Source organism: Proteus vulgaris (assembly GCF_016239305.1).
Classification (GTDB): Bacteria; Pseudomonadota; Gammaproteobacteria; order Enterobacterales; family Enterobacteriaceae; genus Proteus; species Proteus vulgaris_C.
Genome location: NZ_JAEHOQ010000025.1, coordinates 35,139 through 59,102, shown reverse-complemented (window position 1 = coordinate 59,102; position 23,964 = coordinate 35,139). Strand labels below are relative to the sequence as shown.

General features: G+C 33.7%; 26 protein-coding genes and 1 tRNA gene. 15 read left to right on the top strand and 12 right to left on the bottom strand.

Features of this window, described 5'->3' with window-relative positions; genetic code table 11:
• Positions 1–69 precede the first annotated feature (69 nt).
• Positions 70–402: an MliC family protein gene (locus JEP40_RS16255; protein WP_198624398.1), complete on the bottom strand. Its 333-nt coding sequence runs from the start codon at positions 400–402 to the stop codon at positions 70–72.
• A 355-nt stretch (positions 403–757) separates the two neighbouring features.
• Between JEP40_RS16255 and JEP40_RS16250 the strand changes: the two genes are divergently transcribed.
• Complete coding sequence (locus JEP40_RS16250) at positions 758–1,654, top strand: AraC family transcriptional regulator (RefSeq protein WP_198624397.1); 897 nt, start codon at positions 758–760, stop codon at positions 1,652–1,654.
• 73 nt (positions 1,655–1,727) lie between these two features.
• Here JEP40_RS16250 and JEP40_RS16245 read toward each other — a convergent pair whose 3' ends face one another.
• Positions 1,728–3,224: a C69 family dipeptidase gene (locus tag JEP40_RS16245; RefSeq protein WP_198624396.1), complete on the bottom strand. Its 1,497-nt coding sequence runs from the start codon at positions 3,222–3,224 to the stop codon at positions 1,728–1,730.
• Positions 3,225–3,662: 438 nt separating this feature from the next.
• Here JEP40_RS16245 and JEP40_RS16240 point away from each other — a divergent pair, with 438 nt between their 5' ends.
• Positions 3,663–4,598, top strand: coding sequence for a LysR family transcriptional regulator (locus JEP40_RS16240; protein ID WP_198624395.1), 936 nt, complete (start codon positions 3,663–3,665; stop codon positions 4,596–4,598).
• Positions 4,599–4,650: 52 nt separating this feature from the next.
• On the opposite strand, the gene JEP40_RS16235 is transcribed toward JEP40_RS16240, so the two are convergent.
• From JEP40_RS16235 to cbpA, 3 genes are all read right to left on the bottom strand, one after another.
• The gene (locus tag JEP40_RS16235; protein WP_198624394.1) at positions 4,651–5,925 is read right to left on the bottom strand and encodes an amidohydrolase; all 1,275 of its coding nucleotides are present in this window, start codon (positions 5,923–5,925) and stop codon (positions 4,651–4,653) included.
• A gap of 251 nt (positions 5,926–6,176) precedes the next feature.
• Entirely contained in the window at positions 6,177–6,485 is a 309-nt protein-coding gene (gene cbpM / locus JEP40_RS16230) for a chaperone modulator CbpM (RefSeq protein WP_109408858.1), read from the bottom strand.
• Entirely contained in the window at positions 6,485–7,429 is a 945-nt protein-coding gene (gene cbpA, locus JEP40_RS16225) for a curved DNA-binding protein (RefSeq protein ID WP_198624393.1), read from the bottom strand. The genes cbpM and cbpA overlap by 1 nt, the downstream gene beginning before the upstream one ends.
• Positions 7,430–7,794: 365 nt before the next feature.
• Between cbpA and JEP40_RS16220 the strand changes: the two genes are divergently transcribed.
• Entirely contained in the window at positions 7,795–8,127 is a 333-nt protein-coding gene (locus tag JEP40_RS16220; RefSeq protein WP_198624392.1) for a DUF1971 domain-containing protein, read from the top strand.
• An 8-nt stretch (positions 8,128–8,135) separates the two neighbouring features.
• Complete coding sequence (locus JEP40_RS16215; RefSeq protein WP_198624391.1) at positions 8,136–8,474, top strand: DUF1869 domain-containing protein; 339 nt, start codon at positions 8,136–8,138, stop codon at positions 8,472–8,474.
• Between the two features lie 67 nt (positions 8,475–8,541).
• Here the strand turns inward: JEP40_RS16215 and JEP40_RS16210 are convergent, their stop codons facing one another.
• Complete coding sequence (locus JEP40_RS16210) at positions 8,542–9,414, bottom strand: LysR family transcriptional regulator (protein WP_198624390.1); 873 nt, start codon at positions 9,412–9,414, stop codon at positions 8,542–8,544.
• A 100-nt stretch (positions 9,415–9,514) separates the two neighbouring features.
• On the opposite strand from JEP40_RS16210, the gene JEP40_RS16205 reads away from it, so the two are divergent.
• The 7 genes from JEP40_RS16205 (at position 9,515) to JEP40_RS16175 (ending at position 15,278) form a co-directional block, all read left to right on the top strand.
• Positions 9,515–9,967, top strand: coding sequence for a multidrug/biocide efflux PACE transporter (locus JEP40_RS16205; protein ID WP_198624389.1), 453 nt, complete (start codon positions 9,515–9,517; stop codon positions 9,965–9,967).
• Positions 9,968–10,352: 385 nt separating this feature from the next.
• Entirely contained in the window at positions 10,353–10,547 is a 195-nt protein-coding gene (locus JEP40_RS16200; protein WP_232799330.1) for a hypothetical protein, read from the top strand.
• Positions 10,548–10,563: 16 nt separating this feature from the next.
• On the top strand, positions 10,564–10,851 hold the full coding sequence (locus JEP40_RS16195) for a DUF2645 family protein (protein ID WP_198624387.1): 288 nt from the start codon (positions 10,564–10,566) through the stop codon (positions 10,849–10,851).
• 287 nt (positions 10,852–11,138) lie between these two features.
• The gene (locus JEP40_RS16190) at positions 11,139–12,338 is read left to right on the top strand and encodes a ribokinase (protein WP_198624386.1); all 1,200 of its coding nucleotides are present in this window, start codon (positions 11,139–11,141) and stop codon (positions 12,336–12,338) included.
• A gap of 53 nt (positions 12,339–12,391) precedes the next feature.
• Positions 12,392–13,579, top strand: coding sequence for a NupC/NupG family nucleoside CNT transporter (locus JEP40_RS16185; protein WP_198624385.1), 1,188 nt, complete (start codon positions 12,392–12,394; stop codon positions 13,577–13,579).
• A 75-nt stretch (positions 13,580–13,654) separates the two neighbouring features.
• A complete protein-coding gene (locus JEP40_RS16180) occupies positions 13,655–14,587 on the top strand; it encodes a nucleoside hydrolase (RefSeq protein WP_198624384.1) in 933 nt (310 codons plus the stop codon).
• A 241-nt stretch (positions 14,588–14,828) separates the two neighbouring features.
• On the top strand, positions 14,829–15,278 hold the full coding sequence (locus JEP40_RS16175) for a hypothetical protein (protein WP_198624383.1): 450 nt from the start codon (positions 14,829–14,831) through the stop codon (positions 15,276–15,278).
• Between the two features lie 75 nt (positions 15,279–15,353).
• Here the strand turns inward: JEP40_RS16175 and JEP40_RS16170 are convergent, their stop codons facing one another.
• The 3 genes from JEP40_RS16170 to JEP40_RS16160 form a co-directional block, all read right to left on the bottom strand.
• On the bottom strand, positions 15,354–15,593 hold the full coding sequence (locus JEP40_RS16170; RefSeq protein ID WP_232799329.1) for a pyocin: 240 nt from the start codon (positions 15,591–15,593) through the stop codon (positions 15,354–15,356).
• Positions 15,594–15,878: 285 nt separating this feature from the next.
• Complete coding sequence (locus JEP40_RS16165; protein WP_198624382.1) at positions 15,879–16,760, bottom strand: hypothetical protein; 882 nt, start codon at positions 16,758–16,760, stop codon at positions 15,879–15,881.
• A gap of 330 nt (positions 16,761–17,090) precedes the next feature.
• Positions 17,091–17,178 (bottom strand) — tRNA-Ser (locus JEP40_RS16160).
• A gap of 182 nt (positions 17,179–17,360) precedes the next feature.
• Here JEP40_RS16160 and tusE point away from each other — a divergent pair.
• A complete protein-coding gene (tusE, locus tag JEP40_RS16155; protein WP_109408833.1) occupies positions 17,361–17,690 on the top strand; it encodes a sulfurtransferase TusE in 330 nt (109 codons plus the stop codon).
• A 47-nt stretch (positions 17,691–17,737) separates the two neighbouring features.
• Here tusE and JEP40_RS16150 read toward each other — a convergent pair whose 3' ends face one another.
• Positions 17,738–18,019, bottom strand: coding sequence for an acylphosphatase (locus tag JEP40_RS16150; protein ID WP_198624381.1), 282 nt, complete (start codon positions 18,017–18,019; stop codon positions 17,738–17,740).
• 197 nt (positions 18,020–18,216) lie between these two features.
• Here JEP40_RS16150 and hspQ point away from each other — a divergent pair, with 197 nt between their 5' ends.
• Positions 18,217–18,537, top strand: coding sequence for a heat shock protein HspQ (hspQ, locus tag JEP40_RS16145; protein ID WP_006537351.1), 321 nt, complete (start codon positions 18,217–18,219; stop codon positions 18,535–18,537).
• Between the two features lie 79 nt (positions 18,538–18,616).
• On the opposite strand, the gene JEP40_RS16140 is transcribed toward hspQ, so the two are convergent.
• Complete coding sequence (locus JEP40_RS16140) at positions 18,617–19,030, bottom strand: CoA-binding protein (protein ID WP_109408831.1); 414 nt, start codon at positions 19,028–19,030, stop codon at positions 18,617–18,619.
• Positions 19,031–19,167: 137 nt separating this feature from the next.
• Between JEP40_RS16140 and JEP40_RS16135 the strand changes: the two genes are divergently transcribed.
• Positions 19,168–19,626: a methylglyoxal synthase gene (locus tag JEP40_RS16135; protein WP_072069639.1), complete on the top strand. Its 459-nt coding sequence runs from the start codon at positions 19,168–19,170 to the stop codon at positions 19,624–19,626.
• A 2-nt stretch (positions 19,627–19,628) separates the two neighbouring features.
• On the opposite strand, the gene helD is transcribed toward JEP40_RS16135, so the two are convergent.
• The gene (gene helD / locus JEP40_RS16130) at positions 19,629–21,680 is read right to left on the bottom strand and encodes a DNA helicase IV (RefSeq protein WP_198624380.1); all 2,052 of its coding nucleotides are present in this window, start codon (positions 21,678–21,680) and stop codon (positions 19,629–19,631) included.
• A 114-nt stretch (positions 21,681–21,794) separates the two neighbouring features.
• Here helD and yccS point away from each other — a divergent pair, with 114 nt between their 5' ends.
• Positions 21,795–23,963, top strand: coding sequence for a YccS family putative transporter (gene yccS / locus JEP40_RS16125; protein ID WP_198624379.1), 2,169 nt, complete (start codon positions 21,795–21,797; stop codon positions 23,961–23,963).
• The last annotated feature ends 1 nt before the right edge of the window (position 23,964 follow it).

The window sequence follows — 23,964 nt, the reverse complement described above, 5'->3', positions numbered from 1 at the left end:
CTAAATTTTTAAATAAAAAGGGAAGTTATACTCCCCCTTTTTTTTTTAAATATTATTGCTGTAACGAAACTATTTTACTAATTCGCACGTACGCCCTTTATCTTCAGCGACACGTCCATTAACAGCATCATCTTCTGAAATGGTAGCGAGGTTAAATTCACCTTGCCCTTTTCCCCATATTTGGAAATTTTCACCAACATAACGAGCACCACTTGCCGCAACCGCCTCTTGTAGAACAATAATTTCATTGTTGTAGTACATAACAGCAAGCTGTTCATTAGGGAAGGAAACTCTAATTTTCTGACCTTCGCAATTATAAGTATCCGTTTTAGCTGCTAAAGCAGGAGCAGCTATTAATGAAGAGACTAAAGCAATCGCCGAAATAGAAAATAACTTTTTCATTATATCTCCTAAAATAACCAATGAATTTTACTAATACAATAAAATTAGGCGCTTTCTTTTAAAGACAAAATAGGATACTTCCGTATTTAGTAAAAACAAAAATATTTATCTTTATTTTAATAAACACATCAATCATTGATTAATGACTTCTACAATTTTTTTATTTAAAATCAAATTTAATTCAAATAAATTGCAATACATAACTTTACATTAACACACGCCTATTTTACTTTATTCAATGTAACTACCACTATACGATATGCTATTATCCTAGCACCTATAAATTTATTGTAGTTCAATAAATTAAGTCGATCTTATTGAAAAATATCGATAGAGAAAAATAATAGGAATATTCATGCTTCAAGAGAATGTTGTTAAAGATATTATTGTTTGGATCGAGCAGAATCTTGATTCACGTTTATCATTAGATATCGTTGCTGAAAAATCAGGCTATACAAAGTGGCACTTTCAGCGCTTATTTAAAGCATATACAGGAATATCTTTAGGAAAATACATACTCGCTCGCCGTTTATCTTGTGGTGCTTATGCCTTACGTATAACACGTTGTAGCCTGCTAGATATTTCATTGAAATACCGGTTTGACTCTCAGCAAACATTTTGCCGTGCATTTAAAAAACAATTTAACATTACTCCTTCCGAGTATAGAAAAAAACCAGGTTGGGATATTAGCGAGCTTATTTTCCCAGCACTAGAAACTGTTGAGCTAAGTGCTAAATATGAAGTTGTTACCTTCCCTTCTCTAAAATTAGCAGGCATGTCTCACCAATATAACAAACCCATTTCAACGTGGAATTCAGACAAGAAAAAATTCAGAAGAGAGTTTTGGCGTAGATTTTTGAAAAATGTACATACAATACCGACTGAGTTATACGCAATGCACAGAGCATCTGCAAGTACATTAGATGACACCATGTATATTTATAGCACTGCAGTTGATAAAGAAAAGCTATCAACAGCATCTAATGTCTCAGCAATGTCACAATTAGAATTACCCTGTGGTAATTACTTAGAAATTACTTTTCATATGGATGAAATTTTAGACTCATTAACAGGCTATGATGACATTATTTATACGGTATACACCAAGGTATTACCAAAAATGAATTTATTACGTAGACCTGGCCCTGATATTGAACGATATACAATAAAAGAACCAGTGAGTTACGATAAACTACTTGATCAAAGTGGGCAGTATTTACAAAAAATTAGCTACTATATTCCCGTTATTTAATAGCCTATTATTAAAAAGATCCCAACAGTTTGGGATCTTTTGTCTAAATTGTATTTAAAACAACATTTCTCTATTAGTCTTTTTTAGACTTATTAGCAAAGAAAATATCATCTTGAATATCTTTTGTTTTTACAGTAAATAATTCATTTGTTAAATTTTCGGTCAATGACTCAGCACTCGCCATCACACGCAAATTAAATTCATTTAGCATTTTATCTGCACCTGCTTTATCCGTTTTAACCATGGCAAGATATTTAGATTCCATTTCTTTTTGTTCTAATGCTGTTTTTTCTTCCCATTCTTGGTAGGCTTTTTTCACTATTGGTGCAAGCTTTGGATAGTCTGTCATCACTAATGTTTGTAATTTACGATACTTCCAATAAATAGAATCACTATCCGCTTTATTAGTACCTATTCCATAATGTTGAGGATAAGCTTTTAGTCCACTGTAATACGGAACAAACGCAGTTAAATCCGCCATACCCAACCCGACATAATTTATTTCACCTATTTCTTGAGGGAGTTCTGGGCGAACTTGCATAACATGTGCTTCATAAGTTCTAAATACACTAATTGGGCGCCATGGCTCTTTACCATTTAATCCATTTGTATAAGGATCGTGTTCTGTCCCTTCAAAGTGGTTACGCAACATAGCTTTAGCTTCTTCAATGGACACTTTTTTTTCTGGTGTTAATAAAGGAGCAAAATTACGACCATCATCAACTGGTTGTTTTAATGATGGATTAAATTGTTGCTGTATGATCCATACTCGAGGATCATTATAGGTACGATCTCGCTCATCATCACGGGTATACGCTTTAGAAAAGTTAAATGCTCCCTCTTTTTCAGGATTATAAAGTCCTTTCTCAACCGCAAATTCCACTAAATTTTTAGAGCCTAAATTATTTTCACTATTAATATCATAAGCTTGTAGTCTTCCTTGATTACCTGTCGCAAAATATTTGTCCTTAGGTAATCTTTGTGCAATCCAATGATGTCCAGTTCCTGTTTCTAAATACCAAAGTTCATTTTTATCAACAACAGCAACTCCAAATCCTTCTCCAGCCCCTTGTTTTTCAATAATACTTCCTAATAATTCGACTGCTTCACGCGCTGTTTTTGCTCTTGAAAGTAGCACATCAGGAATATCATCTTCAGTTATTCCTGTATCTTCAACATAAGGATCAAAAGAAAGTGCTTTAGGTGAAGCAAAAATAGACTCGGTGCCACTAACGCCAACTCCTAACTCATTAAACCCTGTTGCACCATGGAGCTGTGTTTTCCAGTTTGGAATGGTAGTATAACGCAATGCATTTTTTGGTAGTGGATATGTAAAATTATTAGCACCGTTGTGTTCTTTTGTACTGTAAGTTCCTGTTTGATTTGATTTAGCAGGATGAATAACAAAATGTTGCGCTTTTAGTGCATCGCTATCTGCACTACGAGCGATAATTAGAGAGCCATCATTTGTTGCCTCACTTCCAGCTAACAATGTGGTACAGGCCAAAGCAGATGAAACCAATGCAATATTAATTGATAAGGCAATAATACCTTTTTTGAAAAAAGACATAAAACACCCCATTTGCTTGTTATTTATAATTTGTATATCAATTAAATATCTTAAAAAATAAAAAACCAGATAGATAATTGGACGTAGAATATTAACAATGAGAAAGTGTTCATTACCGTGATTTATATCTCAATGGTCATTATATTTTGAAATAAAAAAATAAATTGGATGTATCACATTAATATCAATAGAGTTTATGGTGGAATACATTAAAATATAAATGAGACGAAATATTGTTATTGATTTTTTTAGAGGCGTAATCTAATCCCATTTTATTTATAATAAGCGTTTTTATATTAAATATAATAACAAAACATTAAATACAATAACAATTAACGTTAATAAAAAAACATTAATACTTCTTTCATAACTATTATCTAATAATTATCCTATTAACAGTATAATCGTATGTAAGATAAACAGACTAAAGCAAAAAACATGATGGCAATTAATATAAAAAGAACCTCTTGGTCAGGAGGGTGGGCTACGTTGCGCGACCTTGAAATTATACAAACTGTGATCGACCATGGGAGTGTAACTAATGCCGCAGAGCAATTAGGTATCTCTCAACCCGCTGTAAGCCAAACATTAAATCAGATAGAAAAGCGTTGTGGTAAACAATTATTCACTCGTGAAAATAACAAGCTCATACCTAACTCTGATGCACTGTTACTTTACGAAGAAATCGCCAACATAGCCGAATCATTCAGCCGATTAAGCCATTTTCATCACCAAGAAAAAAAACGAAGCCTACGTGTTTTAGTTCCCCCAACACTAGCTTATGGATTTATAAATCAAATCACTGCTCTTTTTATCAAAAAATATCAAGTTAATGTTCATTTAGAAATATCTAGAAGTGAACAACTATTGTCTTTAATTGCAAAAGAACAAGCAGATATCGCCATTACGGACAATATGACAATTAATAGCAATTATAATTTAACACAAATACCAATGAGAGAGACTCAAATTATTTGTGCAATACCTAAATCGCATGAGCTATGTACAAAAAATACGCTCACATTAGATGATTTACATGATCAGCCTTTTATTGCATTAGTTAAAAGTAATATTGGTCGTACTGTTATTGACAGAATGCTCCATAAATCAAAGTCTAAACCTAATATTATTGCTGAAGTCTCAGATCAAGAAACAGCAGTGACATTTGTAAAAAATGAATTAGGAATAAGTTTAATTAATTCATTCCCTATTATTGAAACTGAAGGTATTGCTTATAAGGAAATTACGCCAACAATTAAGAGTAATATCTGTTTCTTCACATCGAAAAAAACAGAACATGAAACACAACTTTATATTGAGTTTATCCAAGAGCATCAACCAAAATACTCATTATTTTCAAATCCCATTAAATAGTTATTAATGATTTCATTCTATGCAATATCAGCAAATAGAAGAGACCTTTCTATTATTTATGTATATCAAGAATAGATAAAACACTTTCAGTAATAAGTGTCAAACCAATGGAAAGCGCCTCTTCATCAATATCAAATTTTTCTTTATGATGCCCATCTCTTTGATCTGCGCCCACTAAAAAGAATATCGCTTTTCCACCTTTATCTTGTACTCTTCTTACCATCAGTGAGACATCTTCACTCCCACCCAAGGGTAATGTAACATTTAATAATTCTGGATGTGTATCGATAATGCCTTGCATGAGGTTTATCATTTCAGGATCATTTCTAAAATTTGTCGCCTCACCAGTAATTTCTATTTTCGTATCCAAGTAATAAGAAGATGCGATACCAGCAGTATATTTTTTTATATTATCAAATAAGTATTTTGCTATTTCAGCATCTTGTCCACGTACTTCCAGTTGCATCTTCGCCGAGCTAGGAATAAGGCTACGATTTTCACCTGCAATTAAGGTTCCAACATTGACTCTCGTCATACCTTTACCATGTCTTGGTGTTGCTAATATTTCATTAGCTAAAAAGCAGGCTCCGACTAATGCATTATTTCCTTTTTCTGGCTCATCGACAGCATTAGCTACTTTTCCATTTAAAGAAATATCTAATTTAGTTGTACAAAGAAAATCAAAAGGATCGAGCGCAATTTCACCTTTTTTTAAATTACATCCAATATGCATCCCCATAAAATAATCAGTATCATCCAAGATCCCGCTGTCACTTATTGCTCTAGCACCTCTCACCCCTTCTTCGGCAGGTTGAAATATTAATTTATATTTTCCACGTAAAACGTGAATATTTTGTTTTAACCAATGTGCTAAACCAAGCCCTATCGCAGTATGCCCATCATGACCACAAGCATGCATTAATCCAGAACGACTCGAGGCAAACCCCTGCTTATAGGGGAGATGATTTTCGTCATTTGATTCTTGAACATAAACACAATCAATATCAAAACGAAAAGTAAATGTAGGGCCAGATATTTCTGTATCAATAATAGCCATACATCCCGTAAGACCCTCCATTTCAGCTAATAACTTAGTACTGATCCCTTTCTCTCTGGCAATGTTGATTGCTTCTTTAACTAGTTTTTCATCTCGACCTAAAATACTTTCTCGGCAAAGAATATGTGGCCCAGCTTTAACCTCAACCCCCATGTCACGCAATAACGTTATTATCGTGCCCGTTGTCACAAACTCGGTCCAACCAATTTCTGGAAACTGGTGAAAAGTCCTACGCCATTCTATTAATTTATTTATTTGGATCGGCTGCATTATTTTTCCCTATAAAAAGTAAATCCCAATTAACAAACAAGAAGAAGTAATAATTAATAATTTATATAAATCATAACTTAATAGTTATATGTATAGATGTGATCTCATCGCCATATTGCTCATTTTTAAAACATAGCAATCTTATGATAGTGTTTAAATAAAAAAGTAGAAAATAATAAGTTAAATCAATCAGTAAGAAATAAAAAAACAGCCACTAAAGATATTTATACGTTTAGTGGCTATTTTATTAATCATGATTCATCTATAAATCGCATTAATTGCTGACGTAATTGCTTATTTTCTTGTTTTAACTGCTCATTTTCATCTAATAAGGTTAGAGCTATAGCGATACCATGCCAATCTAATGCGAGCTCTTTATGAAGTTTTAATGCACGATGTGTCACCACAAGCGCATTATCATCGAAAAACCATTCTTGAGTTTCAATTTCTAATGGCTCAATCACGCCAAGTGCGACAAACTCTTTAAGTTCATCATTTGATATTCCAGTGTGATGGCAAAATTCAGTGACAGTGAATATAGTTGTTGTTAACTGACCCATTATTTATTCTCCCAGTCTTTACGTGGATTATAATCGGTCTGGCTATCTGCAATTTGTTGCCATAATTCGCGTGTTTTTTCATCCGATTTAGGTGGCATCACAATTTTTAAAATTGCATATAAATCGCCACTAACCTTTTTACTAACCAATCCTTTTCCTTTAATACGTAATTTTTGTCCTGCTTGACTTCCCGCAGGAATAGTTAATAGGATTTTCTCTTTTATTGTAGGTATAGAAATTTTTGCACCTAAGGCCGCTTCCCAAGGAGCAACTGGAACCACTATTTCTAAATCATGGCCTTTAATATCAAACAAAGGATGAGGTGCAATACGAATTGTTAGCCATAAATCACCATTCTCTCCACCATTTTCACCCAATGTTCCCTGACCTTTTAAGCGAATACGCTGTCCATCAATGACACCTGCAGGAATTTTAATATTTAATGTTTTAGGAATTTCTTTTTCTACGATCCCAAAAACATTATAAACCGGTAAATGGTAACTAATTGTTCGTTTATGTTCTTCTTGTGATTCTTCTAAAAACACGGCTAATTCTAATTCTAAATCGTGTCCACGTTGTTTAAAAGATTGGTAAGTTTGCTGTTCTTCAAATGGAGAACGTCGACCAAAAAATGATGCATAAATATCATCAAAATCTTCTTGGCTAAAGCTTTCTTGATTTTTTGTATTTGAATGTTGTTGTGTAAACTGCTTAAATTTAGGATCGTTACGATGTGCCCAAAGCTCATCATATTCTGCTCTTCGTTGCTCATCCCCTAATATTTCCCACGCTTGAGCAATTTCTTTAAAGCGCTCTTCAGCATTCGGCTCTTTACTTACATCAGGGTGATATTTTTTAGCTAAACGGCGATAAGCCGTTTTAATCGTTTTAGTATCATCGGTGGGTTTAACACCCATTATGGCGTAGTAATCCTTTAATTCCATAGTGATATCTCAATTATGTTAAATAATGAATTAAATATTAATACCTTAAACTTGATTAATTATAGAACAAAGAAATTATGTTGGTGAGTAAACATTGATAATAACACCTAAGAAATGCTTAAAAAACGACCTTTTGATAAAAAATAATTTAAACTTTAAAAAATATTTTAACCAAATAAAACAAGGTATTAATAAGCATAGAGTCATTTTGTCACTTTTTTTTATAAAATTGCATTTGAAATGCCTTATTATAAGAGGTAGATTTTATTTAACAGTACAATAGTTTATTGCATTATCAGCAGTAATTTTTCATCTTAGCTAAGATAAAAATAGAAAAATTAATCTCTTCACTTTAGGGAGGAAAAATGGAACGAATTATTATTCCCACTCACTATATCCATGTACGATCAACACCTCTTTGGACCAAAGACACCGCTCCTAAATCGATTTGGGAAAGACATTTAGATAAAGGAACTCGCCAAGGGGTCTACCCTAAGCTATCTGTTATGCAAGGAATGATTGTTTATTACGCATATGCAGATGAAATTAGCCCAGAGCCAACAGAAACATTAGTGATTAATGCCGGTGAGTTTGGTGTATTCCCGCCAGAAACATGGCACAAAATAGAAGCAAAAACTGAAGATACTGTTTTTAATGTCGATTTTTATGTCGATCCTAAAATACTTGCCGAAGGTTAAATAATAATATGGATAATGAAAATAAAGGCTATTTATTAGAATTAATCAATGCCAATGGCCAAGAAAAATCTCAAAAAACATTTCTAAACCCTAAAATTTTATATATTCCAGAAGTTGCGGCTAAAGAAATTTTACTTTTAATTAATGAACTAAAAAATAAGGTAAATATTGACTCACAAGAACTTACCTTAGTATTAACAAACAAAAATAACGGTGTTTCTGTTGATAAAGACAGTTTTTTAACTGATTTATTAGACGCTGATATGTCTAGTTTAATAGTAAAAGATCTTATCAATATTGTACGTGGTTATGATATGGATGAAGAAACAAATGTTTGTGGCTGGTGATCTGGCGTCGAGCGAGGAATATATCACCTTCACTATATCTCTGATAATGAAGGTGATTGATTAATGTCTAGAGAGAAAATTGAAGATCATTTTTCAAGAGCCTATCTATCATCCAATATCCTGCTTTTCCTGGTGGTTTACTTCTTGACCATACTAAATCAATATCTATTTTCTTGGGAAATTGGTCATAATCTAGACTGACTAACAAATCATGTCCAAATTGCTCAACTAACCATGTGGGTAATATTGCCCATCCCATTTCTTGTTCTGCCATTTCAAGTAATAATAAATAGTTAGGTGCTAGCCAATTCTTCTCACTATTAATAGCAAATTGAGCACGACTGCTTAGTCTTAATTGACGATGCATTGTTAAATGCTGATAGTTAATTTTCTTTTCTTTCACAAGTGGATGCGTTTTATGTGCATATAATCCTAACTTACCACTCACAGGTAAACGAGCGAAGGCAATATCAGCAGGATATTCTACTCGTGATTCCATCATACCAATATGCGCCTGATTATTTTGCAGCATATTAATCACATCATCATTCTCAGCAACAAGAAACTCAAATTCAAGATGTGGAAATTCTTTATCCAGAATTTTCAAAAGTTGCTCTGAATAAGGTGGTTGATACATATCAGAGAATACACAACTTAAACGGGGCTCCATTTCTGGCGATAGCTCTATTCTTAATGCCTGTAGTCGTTCATCAGCCGCTAATATATCTTCAACCAAGCTCAACACTTTTTGTCCTGCAAAAGTCAGCGTTGATTCTCGTCCTTTACGCTCAAATAATTCAAACCCCATATCATCTTCGAATCCGGCGATCGTACTACTAACTGTAGATTGGCTTTTATTTAATTTTCGTGCTGCAGCAGAAAATGATTTTAATGAAGCAGCTTCAACAAATGTACGCAAAGTTTCTATAGAATAGTTCATTATGGTATCGATTTTTTCGATGGCTCCTATTTTGTATATATACAAAATATCACCAATAATTGCACTCGTTTTTTGTTAAACAATTAATTTGAGGTGAGATATGAGCCAATATCAAAAAACATTTACTGAGCGCGTTTTTCACGCTGTTTCATTTGAAGCGATTGCTATTGCCATAACGGCACCGCTTAGTGCATGGCTTTTGGAACGCTCAATTTTTCAGATGGGTACAGTCGCTATTGTCTTATCCACATTAGCTATGTTGTTGAATCTTTTTTATAACATGATCTTTGATCATTATTGGCCTTTATCTAAAGGCCCAAGACCAACAAAAATACGGATTATACATGCAATTGGTTTTGAATTTAGCTTTGTGATCATAGGATTACCAATATTGGCACTTTTATTAAATATGTCATTATGGAATGCATTTTTATTAGAAATTGGTTTTTTTGTCTTTTTCCTTTTTTATACTTATACATTTAATCTTAGCTACGATAAATTACGTGAAAGTTGGTTTAATCGTAAAGAGAAACCTATTATTGCACGTAACTAATAACAACTATCTTAAGCACTTAATAAACTATTATTAAGTGCTTTCTAATGTATGTAGATTCAAGTACAACACTTGCTTGGATAGATTAAAAAGTCCCAAAAATAAATAATATTAAAACTAATTTTCATTTTTCATCATAATTAGTCTATTTAAACCTTGTATTTATACAGATAAAGAGCAAACAACTTAATTAATGATTAATATTAATTAGAAATTGGTATAAAATCTCTTAGTATCCAGAGAGTAATAACAAAATTAATGACTCTCATCATGCAAACATCCTTAAAACTATCTCAATAGTAAATTATACTTATAAAAAATCTATAAAAAAACAAAGGTATTCTTTTTTAGAATAAAATATAACACTTAGACAAAGGATTTAATGATGGTATTTTTTATCAGTTATATGACACTTGCTATACTTTTGATTGCGATACTAGCACACTGGTCTTTTTCTGTATTATTTCCTAAAGCGCCTCCTACAACACTTTCATGCCTTTTAGTCAGAACACTTATTGGCGTCTTACTTGTTATCGCTGATATTTGTTTAATTTTTATTTTACTCAGTCAATTACTTTGATTTAATTAAATTTTATATGAAAATACTATCGAAGTTATTTTTCTTTCTTTATCTTATATTTTTATTAATTCTGATCCGAATATTTTCAATCTCAGATTACGAATGGATGTTAGACAGTGGTGATATAAAACAACTGTGTCAGCTTCCACTAGACGGAAGATATATTATCGAACCTATCCTCGTTTTAATTCCTTGTATTTGTCTTTTATTATGTGAACGAAAGCAAAAATTAAAATACACATACATAGCGATAACACTAGCATACCTTTATTGGTCATTCTTTTTACGCTTTAGTGGATGCTAAAAACTATCAATTCTCCTATCCACTCTCTAGATATTCAATCATTTCAATCATTTCAATCATTTCAATCATAGAAAAATTAAAAATCAGTAAATAATTCTCAATGATTTTAGATAATCATCCAACATAAGCAAACTTCGTTTACCGCATATTTTTCTAAAAATTTATCTAAATGGACAGATAACTGTCCAATTACGAGCAAAAAACGTGACTACTCATACAGAATAAACTTAATTAATCTCTATCATCTTAACAAATGGTGAAACATTTTTTAACAAATGAGGGGTGATATGAAAAAAAAGAGTAGTATTGCATTTATCAGAAAAAAATTAGTGAAAGATAATTCTATCTACGTAAAAGAGCTTAGTGCTCTACTTCATGTATCGGAAAGAACAGTAAGAAGATACATAGATGAATTACAGTTATTAGGTATAGCAACTAAATTTCATGGTGGTGTGCGATTACAAAAAATTGAATTAGAACCAATAATAAATAGAACTATTGATGAAACCAGAGTACTTCAAATTAATTGCGAAGCACGAAATGGAGATAAAAAAACTGCAGATAAATGCTCATTATATATTCTAGGATCTTTCAATTTAGATGTTGTCACAGAAGTTGAAAGATTCCCTTTTGTCGGAGAGACAATCAAAGCAATCTCTACAAATTTTTTCCCTGGAGGGAAAGGTGCAAATCAAGCGGTTGCAGCCTCTGAATTAAATGATCATGTGCATTTTTTTGTTAAAGTAGGCGACGATTCATTTGGCGCTACCGCAGAAAAATATTTCGGTACTACAAAAATAAGTTCATACACATTAATTAAGGATGCTAATGCAAAGACAGGGAATGCATTAGTTATGGTTGAGAACGCCACCGGCAATAATAGTATTATTATTGATTTAGGAGCTAATGCAACAATCACTAAAGCTGAAATTCTTTCAGATATTAATAATCTGCAATCGGCAAAAATTTTTCTTACTCAATTAGAAAATAATATAGAGGCGACCAAATTTGCGATTGAAATAGCAAAAAAATCGGGATGTTATGTCATTCTTAACCCAGCGCCCTATTCAGATCAAATTGTCTCACATTTGCCATCTATTGATTTATTAATACCAAATGGAACAGAAGCAGAACTAATATCAAACATTAAAATTGATAGCGTTATTTCAGCACAGGAAGCCATAAAAGCAATACATAACTTAGGTGTTAAAGAAATAGTAATGACACTTGGTGATAGTGGTGCTCTTTATTTCAACGGTAGCACGATGAAATATTACAAAGCAATGAGTGCGTCTGTTGTTGATACAAGTGGTGCAGGCGATGCATTCACTGGTGCTTTGGCTGCAAAATTAATAGAAGGTAAAAATATGGATGAAGCAATTAAATTTTCTATTGCTTATGCATCATTGGCTGTTGAAAAAAAAGGTGCATCATCAATGCCATCTCGAACAAGTGTTGATGCCAGATTAAAAAAAGAGTGTATGTAAGGGAAGCGCATAAATAACCCACCCCGTTAATAAATTATATAATCGAGGTCGTTATGAAATATTTAATTTTCATTATTAGCCTTCTCTTAATTTTTATAGTGGCATCTTCTATTAGTTTTAATGCTAATAAAATAAAAAGAAAATTCATTCCCATTATTATTCTTTTATTAATAGAAGCCATCGTAGCTTTTATACTTTTACATACATCTATTGGGATCACAATTCTTAATATGACGAATATAGGTATAGAGTATTTAGTACATCATGCAAATAAAGGAATTGATTTTGTATTTGGAGATATAAGCACTAAAACACCTATTGTGTTTGTTATTGTTGCTCTAATGCCTTTAGTATTTATTTGTTCAATTATTGGGATATTAAAATATTTTGGTATTCTACGATTGATTATTCTGACTATCGGATACCTTATTAATAAAATAGCCAAAGTAGGTAAACTTGAATCTTTTTCAGCAGTTAGTGCTGTCGTTGTAGGCATGATGGCCGTATATGTTTCGATTAAAGAATACATACCCAATTTAACAAAACCACAAATGTACACAATAGCCGCATGCTCACTGTCTACTGTCGATATAGCAATATTAGGTGCTTACACTCAAATGTTATCACCTCAGTTTGTTTTTATTGGTGTTTGTCTAAATTTTTTTAGTACTTTCGTTATTGTTTCCATTATTAACCCTAACGATCCTATTGAGATATCAAACAATTTTTCTGGCCCTAAAAATGAGCATCATAGTTTTTTTGAAGTACTAACAGAACATATGCTCGATGGTTTTAAATTAATTCTAGCAATAGTTCCAATGCTTCTTGGCTTTATTGCTCTAATTAGCATGTTGAATGATATTTTTTTACACCTCATAGGAATAAGTTTCCAAGGTCTTCTTGGCTATATTTTCTCTCCTATTGCATTTGTGCTTGGTGTTCCTTGGCAAGACAGTATTGAGTTTGGGCAAATTATTGCCACAAAAATTTTAACAAATGAATTTGTTGCAATGATTGATTATATCAAATTAGAGGATTTGAGCCCGAGAACAGAAGCCATTATCTCTGTGTTCTTGATTTCGTTCGCAAATTTTGGTTCAGTCGGAATGATTATCGCTTGTGTCGCCAGTATCAGTAAGGAACATGGAAAAATGATAGCGGCGAATAGTTTTAGACTGATCATGGGTTCAACGTTGGTGAGTTGCTTATCTGCAACGATGGTCGGTATTTTTATTAGCTGATATTTATTTTATAAGTTCTCTTTTTAATTCTAGTTGTTATTCAATGCATTATGTAAGTTATCAAAGGAGAAGTATATGACTAAAATTATTATAGATTGTGATCCGGGTGTAGATGACGCTATTGCTATTTTACTCGCATTGGCATCACCAGAAATAAAAGTGCTGGGGATCACAACAGTAGCTGGAAATATTGAGTTAGATAAAGTTCATGAGAATGCTCGTAATATTCTTTCATTTGTGTCACGCCCTGATATCCCTTTAGCTAGAGGATGTGAACGACCTTTGATAGCGCGTCGAGGAAGTAAAACACAAGTACATGGCAATAATGGCCTTGCTGGTGTAATGTTACCGAAATCTAATTACACTTATCCCGATATACATGCTGTCGATTTTATCATTGATACTGTAATGTCTAACCCTAAAGAAGTCACCCTTTGCCCGACAGCCCCACTTACCAATATCGCCATGGCAATGCTAAAAGAACCAAGGCTTAAGGATAATGTGAAAGATATTGTTCTAATGGGTGGGGCCGCATTCTGTAATGGGAATATAACACCAGCAGCCGAATTCAATTTTTATGTCGATCCACACGCGGCACATATTGTCTTTGATACAGCAGAACACATTACTATGTTGGGATTAGATGTCACTCATAAAGCTGATATCCGAGCAGGTTTATGCCAGTCATTAGAGCAAGGTAATGTTATTGCTAGAACAGCCGCAAAAATGTCTCGTGGATATGCTGCATTTGATCCCTTCTTACATGATCCCTGTGTAATAGGTTATCTAATCCGCCCAGATATTTTCACTGGTATAAATGGACATATTGATATTGAATATGAATCACGCAAACTCTTTGGTTTAAGTTTTGCAACAGTCCATGATGATCTAAGACCACCTAAAAATAATGGTAATTTAAATGAATGTCGTATGAATACGATGATAATTACTGATGTTCAATCGGAGAAATTAATGTCACTGATCTCTGAACGAATTTTATCTTTGTAAACTGAATCAAATAAAAAAATACAGAGAAGTGTAACTTCTCTGTATCCATCTTTATTATATTACTTTTATTTAATAAGAATTGATTAATATTTCATTGGAAATTAAACAAGAAATATCCTAATAATAACTCTGTACTATGTTTTAAAATAAACAAATCTATTATGATGACTAACATCATAGTAATTAATCATTGATATTTAAATAATTATTTATATATAACAACAGATTAGGATAAAGGAATATGGCTAGTTATAAAAAATTAATAGCTTTAATCGTTATATTATTTACCTGCATTATAGGGAGCGCACATGCAGAACAACGCCCTGATGTCGCAGATAATGTCATTGCCTATAAAGGTCAACAAGGAGTGATTGTTTGGACCCTACGTATCGGTGAGCGTAATGCTAATGAAGCATTAGTACAGATCGAAGGTATTGACCATGACTGGAATTTAAAAATTCAGAAGATGCAAGTTGAAAAAACAAGCAGAGATACCCGATACTCAATAAACATTAATGGAAATAAATTTGTTGCTCTAATTATTGAGAATAAGTGCTGTGGTAACCTTTATATACCAGGAGAATCTCAATCTATATCAGTAAGTTACTCTGAAGGAATATCCCATGAAGGTAATGCTCAAGCATTTCTCACTGATTACCTTCAAGCTAAAAATAATGAAATAAATAAATAAGTTTTTTAAATTATTTTGGTATTAAATAGGTGAGTTTTACTAACTGTTTTCTCACCTATAAAATATAATGCAATATTATTTTATTTCCTGAGGTTTATCATATAGTTCTATATCCTCTGGTGTATATAAAGGCTGAGTCCGTTCGTTGATATCATAGTCTTCTCGCTTCGCTGTATGAGTATTATTCCAAACCTCATCAATATTACTCGGGATCTCGCCATCTTTAATACCTAAATTACGATACCGTTCCAATTCTCTAATTTCATGTGTATTAAACCACTTGTTAATATCAGTAGCTTTTATTTCTCCACGCAATATTTTTCCAGTCGATCCATCAATTCCTTGTTATCAGCTGATTCACCAAAATACTCTGTGCAATTTTACTTTATCAACGCGATCACGATAAATTTTTACATCTTTCCTGTCTAAATCTTTAGTTGGCCCACCAGCTTTATTTTTATTAAATTCACGACCACTGGATTTTTCTTTGACATTTACCTCACCATACGCACTTAGCTTTTTCTTAGCATCCCGATCCCGTCCTCACTATTCTCATTTTCTTTAGTGTAATTATTTATAAATGATGATATTGGGAGCAAATTACCATTTCAGGTCGATTGCATTCATTTTATAATTCTTATTCATCTTAACTAATGCTTCAAATCCTGATAGATACTGAATAGGATCACACATGGAGATGTTTTTAATAGACAGTCTTTCAAATTTATCCCTATTCAATTTTACATTGATTAAATAGAGATCATCTTCATCACCAGTTTCATGATTAAATATCTGAGAATACCCAGCCACTATGACATTCTCTATTTCTGTGCAAACCATAAACCCGATAGCAGATACTCTTAGAGCGATAGCATGAACATGCCTCGCGTAATCATAATAATATTCTTCTGCGGTTTTTAGTCTTTCACCATTTGATACTGGTGTGTCCTCAATTTCAGGCAGGTCTACATCTATAAATAAGGTTTTTATTTCCTCATCGTAATGAAAAGCAACTATTGTTTCTCTAGGCCAGTAAGCTGATAAATACGCATATCTCAATCGCTCATTAACACCACCAAAGCTAACAGCATGATACTTTGCAATATCACCATGAATGTCTATGAGAAATTCAGGCTTTCCAGTGAACCCTCTGTTGTAAAAGTCCTGATAAACAAATGTTTTACCCTCTTCTATTGTCAGCACATTTGTATATTTTTCATTTAACCCCCACTCATCACCTTGGGGTTGTGTTGAACTTACTTCTCGCCAATTCAATTCTGTTGGAAAACCAATGACTTTATATTTTCCATCGTCTTTAACAATAACGTTCGTTTTTTCTAGTTCAGAGATTATTTTATTTACTCTATCTTGATTAATTCTAAATCTTCCAAGAAAATCAGTCGTTGTTACATACTCTTTATTTATTGCAAGATCAACAAATTGCCAATACAGAAGATCTAAACCTAATGTTTTTGATTTCATGTCATCACCAAAAAATATTAATATTCCTAATGAGATTATCAAAATAATCAGAAAAGCCTCAATCAAGAGGCACAATATGTGATCTTAAGCACTTCAGTTTTTGTTCTTAGTTTAGTTGTTTATAATCCATTTGAGAGAAAATTATCAACTTGCTTAACTGTTAGTTTCATATTGGGGGTATTAAATATTAAGGGGGTATGATGTTCCCCATTTACATCCAAAAAATGGAGCTTTCAATAGACGTTAAGAGACTTCAGGAGACAATGATAATTGGAATGCTTGATTTACTTGGGATTAGGATACTTCAGGAGACGCTAGGAGATGATGAGATGGCGGAGGAGGAGAGATTCGAACTCTCGGATGGTTTCCCATCGGCGGTTTTCAAGACCGCTGCCTTCAGCCGCTCGGCCACCCCTCCGCAATAGGGAGCAATATAAACACCTAGGCTTATATTGTAAAGGCCTTATTATACTGTTTGCTGTAAAATTAAACGCATTACAAGTCAATGGCTTAATTAATCAACGATTTATGGGTTCTACTTGGGTATTTTCCTTATTTTTGCTAAATTAACGCTATTATTTTTGATTGGTCATAATGCACATGTTTGTATTTAACGGAAAAGAAATCGAGACAGATAGCCACGGCTATCTAAAAAATAGCAATGAATGGAGCGAAGATATGGTTCCAACATTAGCTGAAATAGAAGAAATTGAATTGACAGAACAACATTGGGAAATTATCCGCTTTGTTCGCCAATTTTATTTAGAATTTAATACCTCCCCTGCTATTCGTATGCTGGTAAAAGCCCTTGCGCAAAAATATGGCGAAGAGAAAGGCAATAGTCGTTACCTTTATCGCTTATTTCCTAAAGGCCCGGCGAAACAAGCCACAAAATTGGCAGGTTTACCTAAACCCGTTAAATGTATTTAAAAAATTAGCTTTTAATAAAAGCTAATTAAAAATCATTAAAAACTATATTATTCATAATGGCGGATTGAAAAATCAGCCATTGATTCATACTCACAAGCTGTAGCCGACCAAAATGTAATTTTGGCGCTTCTAGGGCCACCAGTTTCTAACCAATTTTCAAATTCTTTTAACGCCTCTTCCTTTGCAAACGCTCTTACTCCCACACTGCCGTCATCACGATTCCAAACATAACCTGTTATTAGTTTTTTTTTCATCCATTGATAAGTGAAAAAACGAAACCCAACGCCCTGTACACGTCCTTGAATAATATATTCTCTACCCATTTTCATATGCTCTCCTGATAGTGTTATTAAAATAAAAATTCTACTCAGGTTATTGTCTTTTCTTTATACAATAGATAATCTGATTTTGTGAGGTTCTTTATTCATAATGAAAGCAAAGGATTATATTTTTTTCAAATCCTTGAAATTTCACTTTGTACCCTCATATATATAACCAATAAGCAAGGCTATATGGAGGTGATACTATGATGACCGCCAGCAAATTTGGGATAGGACAGCAAGTTAGACATAAATTACTCGGCTACTTAGGCGTTGTTGTCGATGTGGATGCTGAATATTCCCTTGATCAGCCTAATGAGGATGATATTGCATCTAATGTGACCTTGCGAGCAGCACCTTGGTACCATGTTGTGATGGAAGATGATGAAGGACAGCCCGTTCATACTTATCTTGCCGAAGCGCAGATAACTTATGAAGTTTCAGATGAACACTTAGATAATGACTCACTGGATGAGCTATCACAGTCAATTCGTAGCCAATTACAGGCTCCACGATTAAGAAATTAACCAGATAATTGAAATAAACCGTGATCTGAACAAATATGATAATCGCCGAATTTGTTTTCGGCGATTATATTTTGATTTATTACCAGGGAAGACCGTGTGCTTCGATTTCTTTTTTAGGACAACGATCCATAACCACTCGTAATCCTGCTTTTTCTGCTAATTCTTTAGCATCTTCATTAATTACGTCAATTTGTAACCATAAGACTTTGGCATTAATTTCAATCGCTTCTTTTGCGATCTCTAATGCGGCAGATGATTGACGGAAAACATCAACCATATCAATCGAGACAGGAATATCTTTTAATGAGGTATAGCATTGTTGACCTAATAATGTTTGTCCAGACATACCTGGATTTACAGGAATAACGTCATAACCTTGTTCTAATAAGAATTTCATGACTTTATAACTTGGGCGATCTTCTTTGCTACTCGCACCAACAAGTGCAATTGTTTTGACACTTCTTAAAATGTCATAAATGTCTGAATCCACCATTTATATACTCCGTTCATCATGAAGATTAAAAATATTATGATACATCATAGTATCTTGATCCGTTCATAGCTTGTAAGATAAAAAAAAGGTATTTTGACAGCTGAAACAATAACTATATTTATTTTTAAAGGTATCAAATGGAACAAATTGACCGCACGCTCTTAAAAGAAAAAAATATCGCGCTTGTTGCCCATGATCACTGTAAAAGCTCATTACTTGAATGGGTTCAAAATAATCGTGAACAACTGTCTCTACACAAGTTATTTGCAACAGGAACCACAGGAAATTTAATTAACCACCACACAGGACTAAGTGTTACTCAAATGCTAAGTGGTCCAATGGGCGGTGACCAACAAATAGGTGCAATGATTGCTGAAAAGAAAATCGATATTATGATTTTCTTTTGGGATCCATTGAACGCCGTTCCACACGATCCGGATGTTAAAGCCCTTTTACGCTTAGCAACGGTATGGAACATTCCGGTTGCCACCAATCGAGCAACCGCAAACTTTTTAATTTCATCACCTCTGTTTTCACAAGAATCTACAATTAAAATTCCTGATTACGAAGGTTATTTAAAAGAAAGATTAAAATAATTCTAAGGTTTTCGTTGTATAGGAACACCTTGAGATTTTAGCTCTGAAACAAAACAAGATGGCTGTTGTTTATTAAATAATAGCCATACTTGTTTTTTTGCTCTTGTTAATGCGACATACATTAAACGTCGTTCTTCCGCATTAGGATAATCTTCAACTTTTGGTAATAACGCTAATTCAATAATTGATTCTCTTGCCGGTGCTGGGAAAGCATCTTTGCCCTCTTGTAAACCTAAAATAATAACGTAATCAGCTTGTTGTCCCTTCGATGCATGAAAAGTCATAAATTCTAGATTTAATTTAGGCCAACGCGTCTTAGCTTTTTTTAATAGCTCAGGTTTTAAATAATGATAACGAGCGAGTAAAAGGATCGTTTCATCGTCGCCAACGTAACCACTCATTTTATTTAATAGATTTTCAAGCTGATCATCTGATAATAAAACAACTGCTTTTTTATTACCTTTAACTAGACTATTTAAAGGCTTAGATAATTGCATCGGATTTTGTTGAATAAACGTATTAGCAACATTACCAATCGTGTCATTAAATCGGTAGGTCGTATCTAATGCACATTCGGCACCTTCTCCAAACGACTCATGAAAAGAGGTCGTCAATAATAATTCTGCACCACTAAATCGATAAATAGCTTGCCAATCATCACCCACAGCAAATAAAGACGTTTGTTTATTTTGCTGTTTTAATGCTGTTAATAAAGATGCCCGAAGTGGTGAAATATCTTGAAATTCATCAATAAGAATATGTTTCCATGGGCTAATAAAACGCCCTTTTTCAATAAGATTGATAGCTTGATGTAATAAACCGGAAAAATCTATCGCGTTTTCTTCTTTTAATGCCTGTTTCCATACTTTTAATAAAGGAGATAACAATTTTAAATATTTTTTAAATACATCTGTATATTCAGGTTGTACACTTTCAATCAGTAATTTTTGACTGCCGCCTTGCATTCTTAATAAACCAATCCAACGTTCTAACCTTAGAGCAACTTGGTTTTCTAATTTTTTATCATGCCAAAATTCACCTTCGGGAATATCCCAATCAAGCTCTTGAGATAACCATTCACGCCATCCCTTTGCTTGCGCTTTTTTCTGCTGACATTGATTTCGCCATTCGCCTAATAATAATGCTCTTCTTTTTTCACTATTTATTTCAAGTTCGCTAATTTTAGGTTGTTTTTTTGTCGCTTGTTGAATAATAGATAATGCTAATGCATGGAATGTTTTCGCCATAATATCGGTACTTAAACGCGCTGAAATACGCTCATTCATTTCTTGTGCTGCTTTACGCCCAAATGCCAATAACAAAATTTGCTCTGGCTGTGCTAGGTTTCGGCGCAATAACCATCCTACTCTAGCGACTAATACAGATGTTTTACCACTCCCAGCTCCCGCTAAGACTAAAATATTTTCTTCACCATTAATAACCGCGCGACATTGTGAACCATTGAGTGGAGATGATTCAATCGTATTAAAAAATTCCGCATGCTCATTTAGCATTTGTGTTATCCACGAAGAATTTTCTTTATTAATAAGTAACTCACCTTGTCTTAACCACTCTAAACATTGCTGATAAAGCACTTGGCAATTATCAAATTGGGTAAGGCGTTCAAGTGGAAGTGGAATAGCCGAGAAGCTTTCTTTAATAGATTGCTGAATTTCACTAAGGTTAGATTGTTTTATCCATTTATTGGATTGCGTAATTTCAGTAATATTATGGAGTTGCTTCTCAAGAACTTGAGCACTTATTTCGCTCATTTCTTGACTCCAATTTTGCCATGTTTGAGATAGATATCGATAGAATTGCTGAGTTTCCTCCCAGTCTGTTCCATGTAATCGAACCACTTTATCTTCAGGCAATAAAAATTCTAATTCCCCCCACACAATCCCTTTTTTACAGTGAATATTAATCAATTCATTAAAAGGAATTAAATACTGATGCTTTTCACCACTGACTTCAATACCTGCATTTAACAATTTGACTCTATTATAAGGATGCTGTGCTAAACGTTGTCCCATCGGAGTGGATTTCAGTTCCATACGTAATTCCTGCAATAAATAACAAATAGTCTGTTGTTAAGCTCTTTTTTATCGGTGATAAACCCTATATTCTAAGAGGTAATTATCTTCATCTTGTTTATTTAAGGGCTTTTTGTGTTCACTTTGCTAAATGGCGCCCGCCGATTTATCTATAATAGCCACTTTCTCTATTATATTCGCATAATAATCGCACTTACAGGAACGACTTTGTTTCCTTGGGCGTTAGGTCAAGAGCCTAAATATACCATTCCGCTGACGTTAGGTGTGGTCGCGGCGGCATTAACGGACTTAGATGATAGACTTGTCGGGCGTTTAAAAAACCTTGTCATTACCTTGTGCTGTTTTCTTCTTGCATCAGCATCAATAGGATTACTTTATCCCTACCCTATTTTATTCTTTTGCGGTTTAGCAATTTCAACTTGGGGATTTATTTTATTAGGCGCGTTAGGACAACGCTACGCTACCATTGCCTTTGGTGCTTTATTAATCGCCATCTACACTATGCTCGGCATGCCTATTTTCCCTGTTTGGTATGAGCAACCTATTTTACTGCTGTTAGGTGCTATTTGGTACAACTCGCTAACCTTGGTTGGTCACTTATTGTTTCCTATTCGCCCTGTGCAAGATAATTTAACTCGGTGCTACCAGCAACTCGCAACGTATCTCGAAGCAAAAGCAACTTTATTTGATCCTGATATTGAAGATGACTATCAACATTCGCTTTATAGTTTAGCTATGGCAAACAGTCAGCTTATTGACACAATGAATCAAACTAAAGTCACATTATTAAGCCGACTAAAAGGTGATAGAGGTCAGCGTAGTAGTCGCTTTACGCTTCATTACTATTTTGTGGCTCAAGATATTCATGAAAGAGCCAGTTCATCTCACGTCCAGTATCAATTATTGAGTAATGAATTGCGCCACAGTGATGTGCTTTTTCGTTTTCAACGTTTACTTTCTATGCAGGCTCGGGCTTGTGAACAAGTTGCACAATCGATTCTTTGGCATAAAAAATATCAGCATAATCCTGCTCTTGAGCGTTCCATTAATTATTTAGAGAATGCACTCAATCATTTAAAAAATACAACCTCAGAACCGAAATTAATGACGCCTTTGAATAATTTATTGCAAAATCTTCAAGGGATTGATGCGCTTTTACGCAGTATTAGCACAGAGCAGTACCAAATATCTCATGACCAAAAAGAAGAAACGCAACTTTCTGATGATGGTTTAACTGGATGGCGAGATATCGCATTAAGAATAAAAGAACATCTTACCCCTAAATCAGCACTTTTTAGACATGCGGTTAGAATGTCACTCGTGCTTTGTATTGGTTATGCAATTATTCAATTTTTCCAATTAGACCGAGGTTATTGGATATTATTAACCAGCTTGTTTGTGTGCCAACCTAACTACAATGCAACACGTAGACGCTTAACATTACGTGTAAGCGGTACCATTATTGGTATTTTAATCGGTTTCCCTATTTTGTATTTTGTTCCCTCTATTGAAGGACAATTGGTCTTAATCGTTATAACTGGTACGCTCTTCTTTGCATTTAGAACGATACAATATGCACATGCCACGCTATTTATTACATTATTAGTTTTACTAAGTTTTAATTTACTTGGTGAAGGCTATGATGTCGCTCTTCCTCGAATTATTGATACCTTAATTGGTTGTGCAATTGCATGGTTTGCAGTCAGTTTTATTTGGCCTGATTGGAAATTCCGCCAGTTACCTTTTGTTATTCAAAAAACAATGACAAATAACTGCTATTACCTTGATGCTATTCTTATTCAATATTATCAAGGAAAAGATAATAGCTTAGGTTATCGAATTGCTCGCCGTAATGCTCATAGTAGTGATGGTGAACTTGCTTCACTTATCTCAAATATGTCATCAGAGCCAAAAAGTTATCAAGCCTCCCAAGAGGTTGCTTTCCAGTTACTTTGCTTGAATCACACCTTGCTTAGTTATATTTCGGCACTTGGTGTTCATCGCTCTAAAATCGAAGATGAAACAGTACTTACGTTGCTTAATGATACTGTTTGTTATATCGACGCTGCTTTGCGTCGCAAAACAGCGCAAGATGAAGCAATTAAACAATCTCATATCGAATTAATTGAACGGATCAATTCATTACCTAATGCGGATGATGGGCGAATTCAATTAGTCGTTACTCAAATTCGATTATTACTAGATTTACTCCCTCAAATCATTAACTGCATTCAAATGATTGAACAAGAAGAAATAACCAGTACGCTTGAACCACAACATTAGC

What these genes read in the sequence shown, in the direction of transcription:
- JEP40_RS16175 (WP_198624383.1), top strand. Translation starts at nt 14,829, where the DNA reads ATGGCTAGTTATAAAAAATTAATAGCTTTAATCGTTATATTATTTACC.
- JEP40_RS16165 (WP_198624382.1), bottom strand. Translation starts at nt 16,760, where the DNA reads ATGAAATCAAAAACATTAGGTTTAGATCTTCTGTATTGGCAATTTGTT.
- JEP40_RS16150 (WP_198624381.1), bottom strand. Translation starts at nt 18,019, where the DNA reads ATGAAAATGGGTAGAGAATATATTATTCAAGGACGTGTACAGGGCGTT.
- JEP40_RS16215 (WP_198624391.1), top strand. Translation starts at nt 8,136, where the DNA reads ATGGATAATGAAAATAAAGGCTATTTATTAGAATTAATCAATGCCAAT.
- JEP40_RS16235 (WP_198624394.1), bottom strand. Translation starts at nt 5,925, where the DNA reads ATGCAGCCGATCCAAATAAATAAATTAATAGAATGGCGTAGGACTTTT.
- JEP40_RS16190 (WP_198624386.1), top strand. Translation starts at nt 11,139, where the DNA reads ATGAAAAAAAAGAGTAGTATTGCATTTATCAGAAAAAAATTAGTGAAA.
- hspQ (WP_006537351.1), top strand. Translation starts at nt 18,217, where the DNA reads ATGATGACCGCCAGCAAATTTGGGATAGGACAGCAAGTTAGACATAAA.
- JEP40_RS16200 (WP_232799330.1), top strand. Translation starts at nt 10,353, where the DNA reads ATGGTATTTTTTATCAGTTATATGACACTTGCTATACTTTTGATTGCG.
- JEP40_RS16250 (WP_198624397.1), top strand. Translation starts at nt 758, where the DNA reads ATGCTTCAAGAGAATGTTGTTAAAGATATTATTGTTTGGATCGAGCAG.
- tusE (WP_109408833.1), top strand. Translation starts at nt 17,361, where the DNA reads ATGTTTGTATTTAACGGAAAAGAAATCGAGACAGATAGCCACGGCTAT.
- cbpA (WP_198624393.1), bottom strand. Translation starts at nt 7,429, where the DNA reads ATGGAATTAAAGGATTACTACGCCATAATGGGTGTTAAACCCACCGAT.
- JEP40_RS16240 (WP_198624395.1), top strand. Translation starts at nt 3,663, where the DNA reads ATGATGGCAATTAATATAAAAAGAACCTCTTGGTCAGGAGGGTGGGCT.
- JEP40_RS16210 (WP_198624390.1), bottom strand. Translation starts at nt 9,414, where the DNA reads ATGAACTATTCTATAGAAACTTTGCGTACATTTGTTGAAGCTGCTTCA.
- JEP40_RS16135 (WP_072069639.1), top strand. Translation starts at nt 19,168, where the DNA reads ATGGAACAAATTGACCGCACGCTCTTAAAAGAAAAAAATATCGCGCTT.
- cbpM (WP_109408858.1), bottom strand. Translation starts at nt 6,485, where the DNA reads ATGGGTCAGTTAACAACAACTATATTCACTGTCACTGAATTTTGCCAT.
- JEP40_RS16185 (WP_198624385.1), top strand. Translation starts at nt 12,392, where the DNA reads ATGAAATATTTAATTTTCATTATTAGCCTTCTCTTAATTTTTATAGTG.
- JEP40_RS16205 (WP_198624389.1), top strand. Translation starts at nt 9,515, where the DNA reads ATGAGCCAATATCAAAAAACATTTACTGAGCGCGTTTTTCACGCTGTT.
- JEP40_RS16140 (WP_109408831.1), bottom strand. Translation starts at nt 19,030, where the DNA reads ATGGTGGATTCAGACATTTATGACATTTTAAGAAGTGTCAAAACAATT.
- JEP40_RS16255 (WP_198624398.1), bottom strand. Translation starts at nt 402, where the DNA reads ATGAAAAAGTTATTTTCTATTTCGGCGATTGCTTTAGTCTCTTCATTA.
- JEP40_RS16220 (WP_198624392.1), top strand. Translation starts at nt 7,795, where the DNA reads ATGGAACGAATTATTATTCCCACTCACTATATCCATGTACGATCAACA.
- JEP40_RS16195 (WP_198624387.1), top strand. Translation starts at nt 10,564, where the DNA reads ATGAAAATACTATCGAAGTTATTTTTCTTTCTTTATCTTATATTTTTA.
- JEP40_RS16245 (WP_198624396.1), bottom strand. Translation starts at nt 3,224, where the DNA reads ATGTCTTTTTTCAAAAAAGGTATTATTGCCTTATCAATTAATATTGCA.
- helD (WP_198624380.1), bottom strand. Translation starts at nt 21,680, where the DNA reads ATGGAACTGAAATCCACTCCGATGGGACAACGTTTAGCACAGCATCCT.
- JEP40_RS16180 (WP_198624384.1), top strand. Translation starts at nt 13,655, where the DNA reads ATGACTAAAATTATTATAGATTGTGATCCGGGTGTAGATGACGCTATT.